The organism is Luteibacter sp. RCC_6_2, assembly GCF_041360655.1.
GTDB lineage: Bacteria > Pseudomonadota > Gammaproteobacteria > Xanthomonadales > Rhodanobacteraceae > Luteibacter.
Genome location: NZ_JBFUPQ010000005.1, coordinates 58,512 through 76,219 on the forward strand (window position 1 = coordinate 58,512; position 17,708 = coordinate 76,219).

Below are 17,708 nucleotides of genomic sequence, written 5' to 3' on the forward strand. Positions count from 1 at the left end.
GTCAGGCCGTGGCCTGGGCCGCCGATTTTACGGCGTCGGCCAGCTGCGCCGCCAGCCGTTCCACCTCGGCCGCGTCGGCGGCCTCGATCGTCACGCGCACGAGGGGTTCCGTGCCGGAAGCGCGCAGGACCACCCGGCCACGGCCTTCCAGCGCGGCTTCCACCTCGGCCAGCGCCTGCTTCACCGTGGACGTGCCGAGCGCCGCCTTGGCACCCTCGACCCGCACGTTGAGCATCGTCTGCGGCAACTTGACCAGGCCGGCCCTGGCCTCGGCGAAGGTCTCGCCGGCATCGGCCAACGCTTCGAGCAGGGCCAGCGCCGCGACGATGCCGTCGCCCGTGGTGAAGCGGTCCAGGCACAGCACATGGCCGGAGGTCTCGCCACCGAGGACGCCGCCATGTTCCTTCAATTGCTGCAATACGTAGCGATCGCCCACGTTGGCGCGGACGAAGGGAATGTCCATGGCCTTGAGCGCGCGCTGCAGGCCGTAGTTGCTCATCAGGGTGCCGACCACGGGCCCGGGCAAGGCGGCGCGACGCTTCCAGTGCCGGGCGATGACGTACAGCATGTCGTCGCCATCGGTGACGGTGCCGTCGGCATCGACCACGCGCACGCGGTCGCCGTCGCCGTCGAAGGCGATGCCGAGGTCCGCGCCGCGCGCGACCACGGCCGCGGCGAGTGCGGCGGGATCGGTGGAACCCACGCCGCGGTTGATGTTCAGGCCGTCCGGTTCGGTACCGATGGTCGAGACCTCGGCGCCCAGTTCGCGGAACACCTTCGGCGCCACCTGGTACGTGGCACCGTGCGCGCAGTCGAGCACGACACTCAGGCCGCGGAGCGAGAACTCATCGGCCACGGTGGATTTGCAGAACTCGGCATAGCGGGTCACGGCGTCGTCGATGCGGCTGGCCTTGCCCAGCGCGTCCGAGGCCACGGTGACGAAATCGGCCTCGATCTCGGCCTCGATCTCGGCTTCCAGTTCGTCGTCGAGCTTTTCGCCCTGGCCGGAGAAGAACTTGATGCCGTTGTCCTGGTGCGGGTTGTGCGACGCGCTGATGACGATGCCCGCATCCGCCCGCAGCGAGCGGGTGAGGAAGGCGACGGCGGGCGTCGGCATCGGGCCGAGCAGGCGCACGTCGGCACCGGAGGCGACCAGGCCGGCTTCCAGCGCGGATTCGAACATGTAACCGGACACGCGGGTGTCCTTGCCGATCACCACGGTGACCTTGCGGCTGTGGTCGCGGCGGTCAGGGCCGGCGGTGGCGCCACGACGGTCGGCGGCGCGGCGGCGCGCCAGCACGGCACCGGCGGCGCGGCCCAGGCGGAGGATGAAATCCGCGCTGATCGGGTAGGTGCCGACGTGGCCCCGGATGCCGTCGGTGCCGAAATACTTGCGTTCACTCATGGTCTTATCGTCCTTGCAGGATCGGCAAAGGATACTCCGGTGGGCTGGAAGTGCCGGATAGCCCGGAAGGGCTAGCCGGCTGGTGGGGCTATCGCCGACGAAGTCGGCTCCCACAGGGGCGCGTTGTCATCGGGGCGTGGGGCCGCCGCACCTGGGGGTCAGTCGTCGTCGGGCCAGCGGGGCATCGAGGGTTTGTCGTGGCGAGGGACGGTGTCACCGGCTTTGACGGCGGCCCAGACCGCCAGGGCGTCGACGGTGGGGGCCACGTCGTGGACGCGGACCATCACGGCGCCGTGCTGCACGGCGATCAAGGCCGCGGCGACCGAGCCGTGCACCCGGGCCGACGGGTCCTGCCGGCCGGTCATGGCACCGATCATGCCCTTGCGCGAGACGCCGGCGTAGGCGCCCGCGCCGAGTTCGGCGAAGCGTGACATCGCCCGCAGCAGGGCCAGGTTGTGCTCGAGGTTCTTGCCGAATCCGAAGCCGGGATCGACCAGCACCTTGCGCCGCTCGATACCCGCCAGCTCGCAGGAGAACAGCCGGTCGGTCAGGAAACGATGGACGTCGCCGACCACGTCGTCGTAGTCCGGTGCGTCCTGCATCGTCCGCGGTTCACCCTGCATGTGCATGAGGCAGACCGGCACCCGCAGTTCGGCGGCGGTATCCAGCGCACCTTCGCGGCGAAGCGCGTACACGTCGTTGATCATGCCCGCGCCCGCGCCGACGGCGGCACGCATCACCTCGGGCTTCGAGGTATCGATGGATAACGGCAGCGTCGTGCCTGCCGCGAGGCGTTCGATCAGCGGCACCACGCGGCGGATCTCTTCCTCCACCGACACCTCATCGGCACCCGGGCGGGTGGACTCGCCGCCGATGTCGAGCATGTCCGCGCCCTCTTCCGCCAGCTTCATCGCATGCGCGTAGGCGGCTTCCAGGGTGCCGTGCCGGCCGCCATCCGAGAACGAGTCCGGCGTGACGTTGACGATGCCGACCACGCGTGGCCGGTCGAGCACCAGGGCGCGGCCGTTGCAGTCGAGCACCGTGGCGAAGGGATCGGTATTCATGGGGTCAACCTGGCTGCTGCTGGCCGCCGAGCGCGCCCATGAAATGGCGGTAGTAGCGCAGCTCGTCGATGGAATCGCGGATGTCGGAAAGCGCGGTGTGCGCCGAATCCTTGGCGAAGCCGCGGACGATCTCCGGCGACCAGCGCCGCGACAGTTCCTTGAGGGTGGAGACGTCGAGGTTGCGGTAGTGGAAGTAGCGCTCCAGCTTCGGCATCTCGCGGTGCAGGAAACGGCGATCCTGGCAGATGGAATTGCCGCACATCGGCGACTTGCCGGCGGGCACCCACTCGCGGAGGAAGGCGATGGTGGCTTCCTCGGCCTGCTCGGGCGAGGTATCCGATTCCACCGAACGCCCCCACAGGCCCGAGCGCATGTGCTGGTTGCGATTCCACGCGTCCATCTGCTGCAGACGGGCGTCCGCATGCGAGATGGCGAAGACCGGTCCCTCGGCGAGCACGTTCAGATCCTTGTCCGTCACGATGGTGGCGATTTCTAGGATGGAATCGTTATCCGTATCCAGGCCGGTCATTTCCAGATCGATCCAGATGAGGTTGTCTTCGTTCGCTGGCGTCATGGGCGCTCCTTTGGTACCGCGAAGTCTAACCCGCGAGGCCCCTGGCCTGCAGGAGCACCGGAACGTGAGATCATCGTTCGATGGCCGAACCGACCTTCTTCTGGCACGACTACGAAACCTTTGGCACCGATCCCCGGCGGGACCGTCCCAGCCAGTTCGCCGGCATCCGCACCGACGCCAACCTCGAAGTGGTCGGCGAGCCGGTGATGATCTACTGCAAGCCGCCGCGCGACATGCCCCCGCAACCGGCCGCCTGCCTCGTCACCGGCATCGCGCCCCAGCTGACCGAGCGCGAGGGCCTGAAGGAAGCCACCTTCGCCGCGGCGGTCCACGAGCAGCTCGCCCTGCCCGGCACCTGCACGGTCGGCTACAACTCGCTGCGATTCGACGACGAATTCACCCGCCACCTGCTGTACCGGAACTTCTACGACCCCTATGGCCGGGAGTGGGAAAACGGCAATTCACGCTGGGACCTGATCGACCTCGTTCGCATGTGCCAGGCACTGCGTCCGGAAGGCATCGTCTGGCCCACCCGCGAGGACGGCACGCCGAGTTTCAAGCTGGAGCACCTCGCCACGGCAAACGGGCTGAAGCAGGCGCGCGCGCACGATGCGCTCTCCGACGTCGAAGCATTGATCGCCCTGGCCCGCCTCATCCGGCAGAAACAGCCGAAATTGTGGGACTGGTACTTCGCCCTGCGACGCAAGCAGCGTGTCTTCGAACTGCTGGACGTGGCGGCGATGACGCCCGTGGTCCACGTGTCGTCGCGCTACCCCGCCAGCCGGCAGTGCCTGACCGTGGTCGCACCACTGGCGGCGCATCCCTCGCGTGCCGGCGAGATCATCGTCTACGACCTCACCGCCGATCCGTCCGACCTGCTCGCGCTGGACGATGGCGATATCGCCGATCGCGTGTTCACCTCGCGCGCGGACTTGCCGGAAGGCGTGGAACGGATCGCGCTGCGCACCATCCGCGCGAACCAGGCGCCGGCGCTGGCACCGCTGTCGGTGCTGAAAGGCGCCGACCACGCTCGCCTGGGGCTCGACATGGATGCCGTCGAACGCCATCTCGGCGCCCTGCGCCATGCCAGCGGATTGGCCGAAAAACTGCGCCGCGTCTATGCCCATGCGGCTGCGTTGCCACCGGCGGAAGACCCCGAGCTGGCGCTGTACGGCGGCTTCCTGCCGGATGCCGACCGCCGCCTGCTGGCCGAGGTACGCGCCACGCCGCCGGAGCAACTCGGCACGCATCGATTCAACTTTCGCGATCCCCGTTATCCGGAACTGCTGTTCCGTTATCGTGCGCGCAACTGGCCGGAGACACTCACCCTCGAGGAACACGAGCGCTGGGAAGCCTTCCGCGCCGATCGCCTCACCCGCCACGGCCCGCTCACGACCCTCACCCTCGACGACTACGACGCCGAACTCGCCACCCTGCGCGCCCTGCCCGGCGCCCCCCTCGCCCTGCTCGACGAGCTGGAGGCCTGGGGCCAGGAACTTCGCTGACGACCTCCATGCCAAAGACCTATTTCACGCCCGCCACCTTCCGCTTCTTCAAGTCGCTGGTCCGCAACAACAACCGCGAGTGGTTCCAGGATCACAAGGACGACTACGAGCGCCACGTGCGCGAGCCGTTCCTCGCACTGATCGGCGACCTCGCCGTGCCGCTGGGCAAGATCAGCCCGCACTTCCGGGCCGATCCGCGCAAGGTGGGTGGCTCGTTGTACCGGCTTCATCGCGATACACGGTTCGCCAACGACAAGCAGCCGTACAAGGGTTGGCAGGGTGCACGCTTCTTTCATGAACGCCGGCACGAGATCCAGGCACCGAGGTTCTATCTGCATATCCAGCCGGGCGAATGCTTCGTCGGTGGCGGCATGTGGCATCCGGAACCGCCGGTGTTGAAGAAGCTGCGCGAGTTCCTGGCCGATAATCCTGGGGCGTGGAAGCGCGCGACGCATGGGAAGGCGTTCCAGGAGCGCTTCGCGTTTTGGGGAGAGAGCCTGTCGCGGCCGCCGCGCGGGTTCGATGCGAACCATGAGTTGATCGAGGACCTGAAGCGGAAGAACTTCGCCGCGGGGCGGGATTTCGATGAGGCGATGGCGTGCTCGCCGGAGTTGCTGCCGTTCGTGGTGGACCACTTCAAGCGGCTGGCGCCGATGGTGGATTATTTGTGTGCGGCGCAGGAGTTGGAGTTCTGACTGAGGTGGGGTGGCGGTCGCTGCCGCGACCATCGCCGCTGAAGCGGCTCCCACAGGAGCTTGCTGGGGTAGTGCGGCTTGCTGAGGTAGTTCCTGTGAGGCAAGAGCATCGCCGACAGGGTCGGCTCCCACCAGAGCGGCCCGAGGGCCCACTAGACCCCGGGGACCCACCAGACTGGCGCCGGCATGGTGGGAGCCGACCCTGTCGGCGATCCGCGGCAGCGGATGCTCTGGTGGGAGCCGCTTCAGCGGCGATCCCGCGGCAGCGGGCCAGCTCCCCTCAGCGCTCGTAAAGCTCGATCGGCAGCTCATCCGGATCGGCAAAGAACGTAAACCGCCGCCCCGTATATTCATCGACACGAATCGGCTCGCACACCACGCCGCGCTTACCCAGCGTCGCCACCACCGCCTCGATATCGCTCACCGAAAACGCGAGATGGCGCAGCCCCTGCGCCTCCGGCCGCGACGGCCGTTTCGGCGGCGACGGGAACGAAAACAACTCCAACTGCACGCCAGGACTCACCTCCAGGTCCAGCTTCCACGAATCGCGCGCTTCGCGATAAGCCTCGTGGATCACCTTCAGCCCCAGCACCTCGGTGTAAAACGCCTTCGAACGCGCGTAATCCGAACAGATCAACGCCACATGGTGAATCGCTTCGAGCATGAGCGGTCACGCCTCCGAAAAAGGAAATGCGAGCACGTCGGCGATCGCATCGGTGCGCGCCAGCACCATCAGCAGCCGCTCGACACCGAGCGCCACGCCGGCGCAATCGGGCATACGCCCCAGCACGGCGAGCAGATTCTCGTCGATCGGCACCTCGTCCAGGCCACGCGCCCGTCGCTTCGCATTGTCGCGTTGGAAGCGCGCACGTTGCTCCGCGGGATCGTTCAGTTCGTGGTAGCCGTTGGCCACCTCGTACGGTCCCACATACGCCTCGAAACGCTTCGCCACGGGTGGATCGTCCTCGCGGATGCGCGCCAGTGCGCACTGGCTGGCGGGGTAGTCGGACACGACCGTGATCCGGTCGCGCGGAAACGCAGGCTGGATCTTGTGCGTCATCAGCAGGTCGAGCCAGTCGTCGCGTTCCAGCCCCTCCGGATCGATGCCGGAACTGGCCAGCGGTGCCTGCAAGCGCTCCAGCGGGTCCGTGAGGGGGTCGATACCGAGCGCATCGCCGAACAGGCCGCGGTACGTGGTTTCCACGACGTCGAAGGTACGGCCCGCCTGCACCAGCACGCGCTCGAGCAGGTCGAACACCTCGCGTGCGAGCTTGGCTTCGTCCCACCCCACGCGGTACCACTCCAGCATGGTGAACTCGGGATTGTGCCGGCCACCGGCCTCGCCGTCGCGGAACACCCGGCCCAGTTCGTAACAGTCGCCCAGGCCGGCGGCGAGCAGGCGCTTCAAGGGAAATTCCGGCGACGTGCGCAGCCAGCGTTCGGGCGCACCGGCGTCGACATGGCCGCTGAAACGCGTGCGGAAGCTCTGGATGTTCGGGTCGGTGTTGCCCGCGGCCGAGAGGATCGGCGTCTCCACCTCCAGCACCTCGCGTGAGGCGAAGAAAGCGCGGATCTGGGCATAGGTCTCCGCACGCAGACGCAGGTTCTTCAGGTCGTTCACGGTGCCACTCCGTGCTCCTGCAGCAAGGCGACGAGATCGGCCTCGGTATAGACAGGTACGCCGAGTTCGTTCGCCTTGTCGAGCTTGGAACCCGCCGCCTCGCCAGCGAACACGCCGGTGGTCTTCTTCGATACCGATCCGGCAACCTTGGCACCCAGCGATTCCAGGCGTTCCGTGGCATCGTCGCGCTTGAGGGTTTCCATCGTCCCGGTGATCACGTAGGTCAGGCCTTCCAGCGGAAGCGCGGATGCCGCCTTCGCCGGCAACGCCTCGGCGAGCTTGCGCATGGCATCGTCAGCGCGGCGCAATTCGGCCAGCCGTTCACCATCGGCGAGGCAGGCGGAAAGGTTGGTGGCGGCGGCCTGCGGCACGCCCGCGACGATCCACTGGTGCTCGCCGGCCTTCGCCAATGCGTCGAGGGTCGCGTAGTGCTTCGCCAGGATGGCCGTGCTCTTGGGACCGAGCTTCGACACCTTGGCGGCATCCAGCAGCACGTCCAGCCCCAGGCGATCGCGCAGTTTCGGCGAAGGCGCGCCTTCGTCGGCGAAGGTGATGCCGGCCGCGAGCAACGCGTCCACCACCTTCTGGTTACCGTCCTGTTCGAAGAAGGCGGCGATGGAGGTCGCGACCTCGTCGCCGATATCGGGCAGCACGCGCAACACCGGCGCGGGCGTATGGCGGACGTGTTCCAACGAACCCAGCCAGTTGGCCAGGGTCTTCGCCGTGCTTTCGCCGATGTGCATGATGCCCAGGGCGAACAGGAAGCGCGGCAAGGTGGAACGCTTGCTGGCCTCGATGGCCTGCACCAGGTTCTCGGCCCACTTCGTGGCGACCTTGCCCTGCTTCACGGTTTCCGGCGTCGAGCCGTCGCGTTCGTCGGCGAGGGTCTTCATCCGCACGAAACGTTCGACGGTGAGTCCGTAGAGATCGGCCGGCGTGTGCACCATGTCGAACTCGACCAGGGCGTCGACGAAGCGGTCGCCGAGCCCGTCGATGTCCATGGCCCGGCGCGAGGCGAAATGGATCAGCGCTTCTTTCCGCTGCGCGGCACAGATGAGTCCGCCCGAACAGCGATAGGCGGCGGCGCCTTCCTCGCGCAGCAATTCGGAACCACACACCGGGCACGTAGCCGGCATCTTCCACGGCACGGTCTTCGCCGGGCGGCGCTCTTCGACCACGCGTGCCACTTCGGGAATGACGTCGCCGGCGCGGCGCACGATGACGGTGTCCCCGATACGCACGTCGAGCCGCGCGACCTGGTCGGCATTGTGCAGCGTCGCGTTGGTCACGGTGACGCCGCCGACCTGCACCGGCGTGAGCCGGGCTACCGGCGTCGCCGCGCCGGTGCGGCCGATCTGGATTTCGATCGCCTCCACCGTGGTCATCTGCTCCTGCGCGGGATACTTGTGCGCGATGGCCCAGCGCGGCGCGCGCGAGACGAATCCCATCTCGCGCTGGCCTTCGTAGTCGTCCAGCTTGTAGACCACGCCATCGATGTCGTACGGCAAGCTGTCCCGCTTCGCACCGATCTTGTGGAAATACGCGAGGAGGCCATCGAATCCCTTCGCCGTTGAGACCTCCGGCGATACGGGGAAGCCCCATTCGCGAAGCTTCTTCAGCGTGGCTGAATGCGTGTCCGGCAATTCGCCGCCCTCGACGCGGCCCACCGCGTAGGCGAAGAAAGCCAGCGGCCGTTTCGCGGTGATGGCGGGATCGAGCTGGCGCAGCGAGCCCGCCGCGCCGTTGCGTGGATTCGCCAGCGGCCGCTCTCCCTCGGCACGGGCCCGTTCGTTGAACGCTTCGAAGGCCGCACGCGGCATGATGACCTCGCCGCGCACCTCCAGCACGCGCGGCCACCCTTCGCCACGCAGGCGCAGGGGTATGGCTTTCACCGTGCGGAGGTTGGCCGTGACATCCTCGCCCACCGCCCCGTCGCCGCGTGTGGCGCCTTGCACGAAGACGCCGTCCTCGTAGCGGAGACTGATCGCGAGGCCGTCCAGCTTGGGCTCCACGGAGAACACGGGGTTCTTGCGGCCCAGAGTGTGCTCGATACGCCGCTCGAAATCCGCGATCTCGCGGTACTTCTCGCGATCGGTATCGCCTTCCTGCTCGAACGCGTTGCCCAGCGAGAGCATCGGCACCGCATGGGTCACCTCGGCGAAGCCACCCTTGGCGCGCGCGCCGACCCGGCGCGTGGGTGAATCGTCGCTGGCCAGGTCGGCGTAATTCGCCTCGAGCGATTCCAGCTCACGCATGAGCTTGTCGTACTCGGCGTCGGCGATATCCGGATCGTCGAGGACGTGGTAGCGATAATTCGCGTCCTCGATGAGGCGGCGCAATGTCCGTGCGCGCTCGACGGCTTCGGCGGGTGCAGTGGCGGTGGCTTGTGGCATGTGCAGGGTCCGTGATGGCGCGCGCGTCACCGACGCGACCCTGAACTGTCGGCCGAAGAGGCGGCAAAAGCAAGATTCCCATCGGCTATAATCGATCGGCCATGCCCCCCCACGACGTCATCGCCGCCCCCGACCCCACCGACGTCCACGCCCTACCCACCGACCGACCGGCGCTCGCCCCGGCGGAACCGTCCAGCAAGGCGCGTTATCGCGGCCTGATCTGGCTCGTTTCGGCGGCATTCTTCATGCAGGCGCTGGACTCGACGATCGTCAACACCGCCGTACCCGCCATCGCGGGCGCGCTCGATGTGACGCCGCTGAGCATGCGCACGGCCCTGACCAGCTACGTGCTGACCCTGGCCATCTTCATCCCGATGAGCCCCTGGTTGTGCGACCGCTTCGGCACGCGCCGCGTGTTCGGCGGCGCGATCCTCGTCTTCGCCCTCGGCTCGCTGCTCTGTGGCGTGGCCCAGAGCCTGCCGCAACTGGTGGCGTCGCGGATCGTCCAGGGCCTGGGCGGCGCCGCGCTGATGCCGGTGGGCCGCTACGTGCTGGTGCGCAGCATCGATCGCCGCGAGTTCGTCAGCTCGATGACCACCGTGGCCACCTTCGGCCTGCTCGGTTCGGTGTTCGGCCCGTTGCTGGGCGGCGCGCTGGTGGAATTCACCAACTGGCGCCTGATCTTCCTCATCAACGTGCCCGTGGGCATCATCGGCCTGCTGCTCAACCGCCGGGAAATGCCGGATTACCGTCTCGACCGCGCGCACCGCTTCGACACGTTGGGCTTCCTGCTCTTCGCCGGAGCCTCGGCCTTGTGCCTGATGGCGGCGGAAACGCTCGGCGGCGACGGCGCGCATGCCGGGCATGGCCTGGCCGTCGCCGGATACGCCCTGGGCGGCGTGGCGCTGGCCTCGCTTTACGTGCGCCACAGCCGGCGCACCGAATTTCCCGTGAGCGACCTCTCGCTGTTGAAGGTGCGCAGCGTCTGGGTGTCGCTGGCGGGTAACCTGTTCACGCGCCTGGGCGTGTCGGGCATGTACCTGCTGCTGGTGCTGTTCCTGCAGATCGGCTGTGGCTGGTCGCCGCTTGCCGCCGGCCTGATGATGGTGCCGCAGGCGATCGGCTCGATCAGCGTCAAGCCCTTCATCGACCGCCTGCTCACCTACTTCGGCTATCGCCGGCTGTTGCTGGGCAACACCATCGCCGTCTCGGTGGTGCTGTGCTCCTTCGCCCTGCTCACGCCGGACTCGCCACCGTGGGTGATCGTCGCCTTCGTCTACGTGTATGGCGCGGTGATGTCGCTGCAGTACACCTCGATGAACACGCTGGCCTACGTGGACCTCGATGTGAAACACGCCTCCATGGCCTCGTCCATGGCCTCGACCGCGCAGTACCTGTCGATGAGCTTCGGCATCGCCCTGGCATCGCTGCTGATGGGCGGTTTCCTCGCCTCGCATAATGCCCAGGGCTACGTCTGGGCCTTCCGCTGGTCGGTGATCGTGCTCGGCCTGATCACCCTCGCCGCGAGCTGGATCTTCGGGCGGTTGCGCGATACCCGTTCGGCGAAAGCTGCGGAAACGGCCTCATAGAGGTTACCCTCAAGGACACCGCGCCTTCCTTCGCGGCTTCGATCTGGACCGATCCCATGCATGACTCCGCCGGCATCCTGCTGACCCTGTTCATCATCTTCGTCGCCGCGCAGATTGGCGGCGAGATCGCGCAGCGCCTGCGCCTGCCTTCCGTGGTGGGCGAAATCGCCGCCGGCTGCGCCGTGGGACCCTCGGCCCTGGGCTGGGTGACCCTCCCCGATATCGCCACCGGCACGCCGCTGGATGTGCTCGCCGAGATCGGCGTCATCCTGCTGCTGTTCTCGGTGGGCCTGGAAACCCGGCTCGACGACCTGAAGAAGGTCGGCACCAGCGCCTTCCTCGTCGGCGTGCTGGGGGTGGTCATCCCGTTCGCCCTCGGCTCGCTATGGGCGCACGGCTCCGGCTTCGACTGGATTCGTTCCATGTTCGTCGCCGCCGCCTTCGTCGCCACCTCGGCAGGCATCACCGCTCGGGTGTTGCAGGAGCTGGGCGTGCTGCAACGGCGGGAGGCACGCATCATCCTCGGCGCGGCGGTGATCGACGATATCCTCGCCATGCTCCTGCTCGGCGTGGTCTCGTCCCTGCAAGGCGGCGGTGCCGTCGACGTCGGCAGCCTGGTCGGTACCTTGCTCGGCGCGATCGGCTTCGTCGCGGTGATCGGCTGGGGCGGTGCGCGCGTGATGCGCCGCGGCTCCGGCTGGCTCGACAAGCCCAGCAACCCGATGTCGCCGCTGGCGATCGTGCTCGCGCTGTGCCTGGGGTTGGCCTTCCTCTCGATGAAGTTCCACCTCGCCGCCATCATCGGGGCCTTCCTGGCGGGCATGATCGCGTCGGAAACCAGCCAGCGCCACCAGTTGGAGGAACAGACCGCACCCCTGCTCGCCTTCCTCACGCCGTTCTTCTTCGTCGTCACCGGCGCCAAGGTGAACCTCGCGGAGTTGGGCAATGCCAGCGCGTTGTGGATGCTCGCCGTCGTCACCGTCATCGCCATCGTGTCGAAGCTCGCCGGTGGCTTCCTCGGAGCGATCACGCTGGGCAAGCGCGGCGCGACCATCGTGGGCTTCGGCATGGTTCCGCGCGGCGAGGTCGGCGTGGTGATCGCCAGCCTCGGTCTTGCGGCTGGCGTGTTCGACGAGCGTATCTACGCGGTGATCGTGGCGATGTCGCTGTTGACGGCCATGATCACGCCACCGGTACTGGCCCTGCTCCTGCGCGACCGCCACGCATCGACTGATAAGCCATGAGAGCGTCGTCGCGCGACGACTTGAGGTCGACGATCGGCGGCGGGTAGCCCGAGTTTTCCAGGAAGGTCTCGTCTTCCCATGGTGCGTGCACGAGCCGTCCGGGCGCCTTCGCCAATTCGGGCACCCAGCGGCGGATATAGGTACCCTCCGGATCGAATTTCTCCGATTGGGTCACCGGGTTGAATATCCGGAAATATGGCGCGGCGTCCGCGCCGCTGCCGGCCACCCATTGCCAGCCCAAGGCGTTATTGGCGAGATCGGCGTCGACCAGCGTGTCCCAGAACCACTTCTCACCCAGCACCCAGTGCTGGCGCAGGTTCTTCGTCAGCAGGCTCGCCGCCAGCATGCGCACGCGGTTGTGCATCCAGCCTGTCGCCCAGAGTTCGCGCATGCCGGCGTCGACGATGGGAATGCCGGTCCGGCCGTGCTTCCAGCGGTGAAGCGCATTCGCATCCAGCTTAGCCCAACGGAAGGCGTCGAACGTCGGATTGAAGTTTTCTTTCGGCGTCTTCGGGAAGTGGTAGAGCAGGTGGTGGGCGAACTCGCGCCATCCCAACTGGCGCAGGTAGGGCTCGATGTCGACTGTCTTTCGCTGTCTGGTGGCGTGCGACCGCAATCCCGCGGCCACCTGCGCCGGCGAGATCTCGCCCCAGTGCAGGTGCGGCGACAGACGCGACGTGCCATGGCGGGCCGGAAGGTCGCGGCCTTCGACGTAGTGTCCGACCGCGTCGTCGGCGAAAAGCGCGAGCATCTCGTGCGCGCCCTTTTCGCCCGGTGTCCATTCGGCGAAACCGCTGGCCCAGTCGTGTTTCGGTAACAGTCCCAGGTCCGCCACTTCCAGCGGGCCGCCCTGCTCTTGCAGGCCACCCTGCCCATGTGGGAGCCGCTTCAGCGGCGATGGGTGCTCGCGGAGACCTTGCCCGCTGCCGCGGGATCGCCGCTGAAGCGGCTCCCACAAGGGCGGCTCCCACATGGGCGGTTCCGGCAAGACCTCGATCTCGTCGATCCGCGTGCGCACGTTCCGCCAGAACGGCGTGAACACCCGATACGGTTCACCTTGCTTCGTCGTCACATCCCATGGTTCGACCCAAAGCGCCGCGTTGAACGACTTCACCTCGATGCCATCGCCCTCCAGCGCTCGCCTGACAGCCTTGTCGCGCCGGATGGCCTTTGGCTCGTACAGGCGGTTGAAGTACACGGCAGCGGCGCCGGTGGCCTCGATGGCGGCACGAAGCCCATCGAGGCTGGACCCCCGGAGGATATCGAGCCGCCCCCCGTGCCTCGCCAGCGAGGCATCCAACGCCTCCAGGGAATGGTGCAGCCACCAGCGGCTGGCCGCGCCCGGCGCCCACTTGCCCTCCTCTTCGGGGGCATGCACGTATAAGGCAACGACGTGCTCGTGGTTCCTCGCGGCCTCGGTGAGCGCGGGGTTGTCGGCAAGGCGCAGGTCGCGGCGAAACCAGACGATGGCGGTACTCATCGGCGTAGTATCCATGCGACGCGTGAAATGAGAATTGTGCTCGCTCTCCGTTCAGTCGACATGCTTAGACTGGTGTCGCTGACGGCCACCTCCCATCCGGTCGTCCCTAAGGAGCTTCCATGAACATCAAGACCGTCCTCGGCCTTCCCCTGGCCGCCCTGCTCGCCAGCGCCGTCGTCGCTCCCGCTTCGGCCGCCACGCTGACGCGCAGCGACGGCATCTATGTACGTTGCGACCAGTGCGGCGTGGTCCAGAGTATCGAACACAACGTCACCGCCGGCCGCGATCACGGCACCGCGGGCGCGGTGATCGGCGCCATCGCCGGCGGCGTGCTCGGCAACCAGGTCGGCAAGGGCAAGGGCAAGACCCTCGCCACCGTCGGCGGCGCGGTGGGCGGCGGCTTCGCCGGCAACGCGATCGGCAAGGGCGGCGGCAGCGACACCTACACCCTGCGCCTGAAGATGGGCACCGGCGGCTACACCAACGTGCAGGTCAAGGACGCCTCGGCGATCCGCGAAGGCGACATCGTGGTCGTCGACGAGCAGGGCAACGTGTCGCGCGTGCAGTAAGCGCCGCCTTCGAGTCACCTGGTGAATGAGAAGCCGGTCCGCAAGGGCCGGCTTTTTCATGTCGGGTAAGGGAGCCCCTGGCGGGAGCCTTACCTTGTGGAAGCCTTACCTTGTAGGAGCCTTACCTTGTGGAAGCCTTACCTTGTAGGAGCCTTACCTTGTGGGAGCCGACCTTGTCGGCGATCCCGCGGCAGCGGGCCAGGTTGAGGCAAGCACCCATCGCCGACAGGGTCGGCTCCCACCAAGAATAGGGTCGGCTCCCACAAGGGATAGGGTCGGCTCCTACTGGAGTTCCTGCCAGGACTGAGGCAAGCACCTATCGCCGCTGAAGCGGCTCCCACAATGAAGCGGCTCCCACAACGAAGCGGCTCCTACAACTATGAAACGCGGGTTTGGATGCGTTTCGCTACCGCGTCGTAGAACGACTCCGGCAGCACGGCGTGCACCGGCACGCGCCACCAGTTATCGCGCGCGAAGCGGCGGCACTTCACGGCATCCTTGTCGGTCATCAGCACGGGACACCCGTCGGCGAAGGTGAAATCGTCGCGGGTGAAGGCGTGATGATCCGCAAAGGGATGGCCATGCACGGCGATGCCTTGCGCGGCGAGGCTGGCGAAGAAGCGCGTGGGATTGCCGATGCCGGCGACGGCATGGGCCGGCCGGCCCGCGAAATCCGCGAGCGGCGCGGTCAGCGACGATTCGCGCATGTTCACCGCCACGCCTCCCTCCAATCGCATCGCGATTTCACCAGTCGTGGGTACGCCGCCGTTGACGACGACGAAGTCCACTTCGGCGAGCCGCTTGGAGGGTTCACGCAGCGGCCCCGCCGGAAGCAGGTGCCCGTTGCCGAGCCGGCGCTCGCCATCGATGACGCATATCTCGACGTCGCGGCCCAGGCGGTAATGCTGCAAGCCATCGTCGGCGAGGATCAGGTCGCAGCCAGCGTCGACGAGCAGGCGTGCCGCTTCCGGCCGCTCGCGCCCGATCGCCACCGGCACGCCGCTCTGGCGGATGAGACAGGGTTCGTCGCCCACTTTTGCCGGATCGTCGTCGCCGGTAAGCAGATACGGCCCGCGCTCGCTGCCGCCATAGCCGCGGCTGACGATGCCTGGCATGAAGCCGCGCTGTTCCATCGCCTTCGCCAGCGCGACGATCAAGGGTGTCTTGCCCGTCCCGCCGACGGTGATGTTGCCGACGACGACCACGGGCACCGGCAGGCGGATGACCGCGGAGGGATCGTGGCGAAAATGTTCCGCACGACGGCGCGTCACGTGGCGATAGAGCGCCTCGAAGGGAAGCGTCCACCATGGCGGCGACCCTCCGCCATACCAACGCCGTTGCAACGACGTACCGAGGGCCACCCGGTCAGCCCGCCGTGACCTGCTCGTGGAACTGCATGCGATGCAACGCCGCGTACTGGCCGCCCTTGTCGATGAGCTCGCGATGCGTGCCGAGCTCGATGATCCGGCCCTGCTCCATCACGGCGATCTGGTCGGCGTGCTCGATGGTGGACAGGCGATGGGCGATCACCAGGGTGGTGCGGTCGCGCATCAAACGGGTCAGGGCGTCTTGGATCAGGCGCTCGGATTCGGTATCGAGGGCACTGGTGGCTTCGTCTAGCACGAGGATCGGTGCGTTCTTCAGGATGGCGCGAGCGATGGCGATGCGCTGGCGCTGGCCACCCGAAAGCGAATTGCCGCCCTGCCCGATCCGCGTGTTCAGCCCTTCCGGCAGGCGCTCGATGAACTCCATCGCGTTGGCGGCCTGTGCGGCGGCGGTGATCTCCGCCTCGGACGCACCCGCCATTTCGCCGTAGGCGATGTTCGCGGCGACGGTATCGTCGAACAGCACCACGTGCTGGCCCACCCAGGCGATCTGTTTGCGCAGCGACGGGAGCTTGTACTGCCGATAGTCGCGCCCGTCGATCAGGATGCGGCCATCGGTGGGTTCATAGAAGCGCGGCAGCAGGCTGACGAGGCTCGACTTGCCACTGCCCGACCGCCCCACCAGCGCCGTGACCGTACCCGGTGCGCAGGCGAGGTCGACGCCGCGCAAGGCCACGTGGTTGTTGCGTTCGTAGACGAGCTTGACGTCCTCGAAGCGGATCTCGCCCTTCGTGCGGACCAGCTCTTCGGTGCCGGTGTCCACCTCGGCGGGCTCGTCGATGATCTCGAAGAGATCCTCCGCGGCGGTGACGCCCTTCTGCAGGCTCGCCTGGATGCCCGCAAGACGCTTGAGCGACGGCAACATGGCGCCCATGGCGGTGAGCACGGCCGTGAACACGCCGGGCGTGATGCTGTTGAGCACGTGCGGACGCGTTCCGAGGAAGACCAGGGTCGCGAGGGCCACGGCACCGGTGGTCTGGATCGTCGCGCTGGACATCGCGCTGGTGGACGACACCTTGAGGTTCAACCGGCGCTGCCGCTCGGCGACGTCGCCGAAACGCGCCGTCTCGCGGACCTGTCCGCCATAGATGCGCACTTCGCGATTGGCGGCGACGGCTTCCTCCACCGCGCTGGTCACCGTGCCCATGTTGCCCTGGATGCGCTTGCTGATCTTTCGGTAACGCCGGCTGATCACGGTGACGATCGCGACCACGCAGGGCACCAGCACCAGCAAGGCCATGGCCAGGTAGGGGCTGTGGTAGAGCATCACGCAGAGCATGCCGACGACGGTGAGGCCTTCGGTCACGGCGACCTTGAGCGAGTCCGCCGACGCCGAGGCCACCTGCTCGCTGGTATACGTGATGCGCGAAATCTGCTGGCCTGAAGGCTCACGCGCGAAGAAGGCGGCCGGCAGGCGCAGGTAGGCGGCGAACACGTCGACGCGGATCGCCTGCACCACGTTGCGGCCGACGTAGGCGATACCGTAGTCGGTGGCATACGACGCCACGCCGCGGACGAGGAAGATGCACACGATCCAGATCGGCATCCAGAAGATCGTGTAGGGGTCTTTCTCAACGAACAGGTTGTCGATCAACGGCTTGAGCATGCCGGTGAACACCGAGAGGCAGACCGGGTCGACGATCATGCCGACGATCGCGATATATCCCGCGGTGCGGAACCGCCGGGTATAGCCGAGCAGGCGTTTATAGGTGCGCCAGGTGCGGGCGTCCCAGACAGAAACTTTCTGCGTGCTCACTTGCCCGCCGCCGCCTCGGCCGGCGTGGTGGCGATCGAGAGCCGGGTGAAGCCGAGCTGGCCCAGCGCATCCATCGCGCGCACCACGTTCTGGTGCGCCGTCATGGCGTCGGCGCGGATCACCACCAGGCGGCCGCGATCGGGGCCGGCCACGCGTTCGATGGTGGACTTCAGCGGGTCGATGCCCTCGCCCATCACCTCGTCGCTGCCCACCGAGTAATGACCGTCGCGGTCGACCACGAGGGTGAGCGCGTTGTCGGTGGTCTCGCGCGCTTCGCTGTCCGCCTTGGGCAGGTTGACCTTGAGGCGCGAGTGCTCGATGAAGGTCGTGCTGAGCACGAAGAACATCAGCAGGGTGAGCAGGACGTCGATCAGCGAGATCACGTTGATCTCGAAGTCGTCCTCACGACGGGAACCGATGCGCATGGA

At 67.1% G+C, this 17,708-nt stretch carries 15 protein-coding genes; 5 read left to right on the plus strand and 10 right to left on the minus strand.

The features are described from left to right. Position 1: 1 nt before the first annotated feature. The 3 genes from glmM to orn form a co-directional block, all read right to left on the minus strand. Positions 2 to 1,405, minus strand: a complete 1,404-nt coding sequence (gene glmM, locus AB6730_RS06590) for a phosphoglucosamine mutase (RefSeq protein ID WP_371022861.1) — start codon at positions 1,403 to 1,405, stop codon at positions 2 to 4. 158 nt (positions 1,406 to 1,563) lie between these two features. Further along, positions 1,564 to 2,469, minus strand: a complete 906-nt coding sequence (folP, locus tag AB6730_RS06595) for a dihydropteroate synthase (RefSeq protein WP_371022862.1) — start codon at positions 2,467 to 2,469, stop codon at positions 1,564 to 1,566. A 4-nt stretch (positions 2,470 to 2,473) separates the two neighbouring features. Continuing rightward, positions 2,474 to 3,043, minus strand: coding sequence for an oligoribonuclease (gene orn, locus AB6730_RS06600; RefSeq protein ID WP_371022863.1), 570 nt, complete (start codon positions 3,041 to 3,043; stop codon positions 2,474 to 2,476). Between the two features lie 80 nt (positions 3,044 to 3,123). Between orn and sbcB the strand changes: the two genes are divergently transcribed. Beyond that, positions 3,124 to 4,548 carry an exodeoxyribonuclease I gene (sbcB, locus tag AB6730_RS06605; protein ID WP_371022864.1) on the plus strand — a complete coding sequence of 475 codons (1,425 nt, stop codon included), beginning with the start codon at positions 3,124 to 3,126 and terminating at the stop codon, positions 4,546 to 4,548. Between the two features lie 8 nt (positions 4,549 to 4,556). Further along, entirely contained in the window at positions 4,557 to 5,243 is a 687-nt protein-coding gene (locus tag AB6730_RS06610; protein ID WP_371022865.1) for a DUF2461 domain-containing protein, read from the plus strand. A 280-nt stretch (positions 5,244 to 5,523) separates the two neighbouring features. Here AB6730_RS06610 and AB6730_RS06615 read toward each other — a convergent pair whose 3' ends face one another. From AB6730_RS06615 to ligA, 3 genes are read right to left on the minus strand one after another with little or no spacing between them, the layout of a single operon-like run. Next, complete coding sequence (locus tag AB6730_RS06615; RefSeq protein ID WP_371022866.1) at positions 5,524 to 5,907, minus strand: VOC family protein; 384 nt, start codon at positions 5,905 to 5,907, stop codon at positions 5,524 to 5,526. A 6-nt stretch (positions 5,908 to 5,913) separates the two neighbouring features. Continuing rightward, a complete protein-coding gene (gene epmA, locus AB6730_RS06620) occupies positions 5,914 to 6,864 on the minus strand; it encodes an EF-P lysine aminoacylase EpmA (protein WP_371022867.1) in 951 nt (316 codons plus the stop codon). Next, entirely contained in the window at positions 6,861 to 9,257 is a 2,397-nt protein-coding gene (gene ligA / locus AB6730_RS06625; RefSeq protein ID WP_371022868.1) for an NAD-dependent DNA ligase LigA, read from the minus strand. Before ligA ends, epmA begins: the two co-directional genes overlap by 4 nt. A 101-nt stretch (positions 9,258 to 9,358) precedes the next feature. On the opposite strand from ligA, the gene AB6730_RS06630 reads away from it, so the two are divergent. Then, the gene (locus tag AB6730_RS06630; protein WP_371022869.1) at positions 9,359 to 10,846 is read left to right on the plus strand and encodes an MFS transporter; all 1,488 of its coding nucleotides are present in this window, start codon (positions 9,359 to 9,361) and stop codon (positions 10,844 to 10,846) included. Positions 10,847 to 10,902: 56 nt separating this feature from the next. Next, entirely contained in the window at positions 10,903 to 12,090 is a 1,188-nt protein-coding gene (locus AB6730_RS06635) for a cation:proton antiporter (RefSeq protein WP_371022870.1), read from the plus strand. On the opposite strand, the gene AB6730_RS06640 is transcribed toward AB6730_RS06635, so the two are convergent. Beyond that, positions 12,029 to 13,570, minus strand: coding sequence for a deoxyribodipyrimidine photo-lyase (locus tag AB6730_RS06640; protein ID WP_371022871.1), 1,542 nt, complete (start codon positions 13,568 to 13,570; stop codon positions 12,029 to 12,031). The genes AB6730_RS06635 and AB6730_RS06640 overlap by 62 nt on opposite strands. A gap of 119 nt (positions 13,571 to 13,689) precedes the next feature. Between AB6730_RS06640 and AB6730_RS06645 the strand changes: the two genes are divergently transcribed. Further along, positions 13,690 to 14,139 carry a glycine zipper 2TM domain-containing protein gene (locus tag AB6730_RS06645; RefSeq protein ID WP_371022872.1) on the plus strand — a complete coding sequence of 150 codons (450 nt, stop codon included), beginning with the start codon at positions 13,690 to 13,692 and terminating at the stop codon, positions 14,137 to 14,139. Between the two features lie 377 nt (positions 14,140 to 14,516). On the opposite strand, the gene lpxK is transcribed toward AB6730_RS06645, so the two are convergent. The 3 genes from lpxK to AB6730_RS06660 are packed head-to-tail and all read right to left on the minus strand — an operon-like array spanning position 14,517 to position 17,705. Next, the gene (gene lpxK, locus AB6730_RS06650; RefSeq protein ID WP_371022873.1) at positions 14,517 to 15,500 is read right to left on the minus strand and encodes a tetraacyldisaccharide 4'-kinase; all 984 of its coding nucleotides are present in this window, start codon (positions 15,498 to 15,500) and stop codon (positions 14,517 to 14,519) included. 4 nt (positions 15,501 to 15,504) lie between these two features. Next, entirely contained in the window at positions 15,505 to 17,280 is a 1,776-nt protein-coding gene (gene msbA / locus AB6730_RS06655; protein ID WP_371022874.1) for a lipid A export permease/ATP-binding protein MsbA, read from the minus strand. Further along, entirely contained in the window at positions 17,277 to 17,705 is a 429-nt protein-coding gene (locus tag AB6730_RS06660) for an ExbD/TolR family protein (RefSeq protein WP_371022875.1), read from the minus strand. Before AB6730_RS06660 ends, msbA begins: the two co-directional genes overlap by 4 nt. Positions 17,706 to 17,708: the final 3 nt, after the last annotated feature.

Bases quoted from the DNA above. Each gene is read 5' to 3' on its own strand.
- glmM (WP_371022861.1), bottom strand. From the start codon at position 1,405: ATGAGTGAACGCAAGTATTTCGGCACCGACGGCATCCGGGGCCACGTC.
- folP (WP_371022862.1), bottom strand. From the start codon at position 2,469: ATGAATACCGATCCCTTCGCCACGGTGCTCGACTGCAACGGCCGCGCC.
- orn (WP_371022863.1), bottom strand. From the start codon at position 3,043: ATGACGCCAGCGAACGAAGACAACCTCATCTGGATCGATCTGGAAATG.
- sbcB (WP_371022864.1), top strand. From the start codon at position 3,124: ATGGCCGAACCGACCTTCTTCTGGCACGACTACGAAACCTTTGGCACC.
- AB6730_RS06610 (WP_371022865.1), top strand. From the start codon at position 4,557: ATGCCAAAGACCTATTTCACGCCCGCCACCTTCCGCTTCTTCAAGTCG.
- AB6730_RS06615 (WP_371022866.1), bottom strand. From the start codon at position 5,907: ATGCTCGAAGCGATTCACCATGTGGCGTTGATCTGTTCGGATTACGCG.
- ligA (WP_371022868.1), bottom strand. From the start codon at position 9,257: ATGCCACAAGCCACCGCCACTGCACCCGCCGAAGCCGTCGAGCGCGCA.
- AB6730_RS06630 (WP_371022869.1), top strand. From the start codon at position 9,359: ATGCCCCCCCACGACGTCATCGCCGCCCCCGACCCCACCGACGTCCAC.
- AB6730_RS06635 (WP_371022870.1), top strand. From the start codon at position 10,903: ATGCATGACTCCGCCGGCATCCTGCTGACCCTGTTCATCATCTTCGTC.
- AB6730_RS06640 (WP_371022871.1), bottom strand. From the start codon at position 13,570: ATGAGTACCGCCATCGTCTGGTTTCGCCGCGACCTGCGCCTTGCCGAC.
- AB6730_RS06645 (WP_371022872.1), top strand. From the start codon at position 13,690: ATGAACATCAAGACCGTCCTCGGCCTTCCCCTGGCCGCCCTGCTCGCC.
- AB6730_RS06660 (WP_371022875.1), bottom strand. From the start codon at position 17,705: ATGCGCATCGGTTCCCGTCGTGAGGACGACTTCGAGATCAACGTGATC.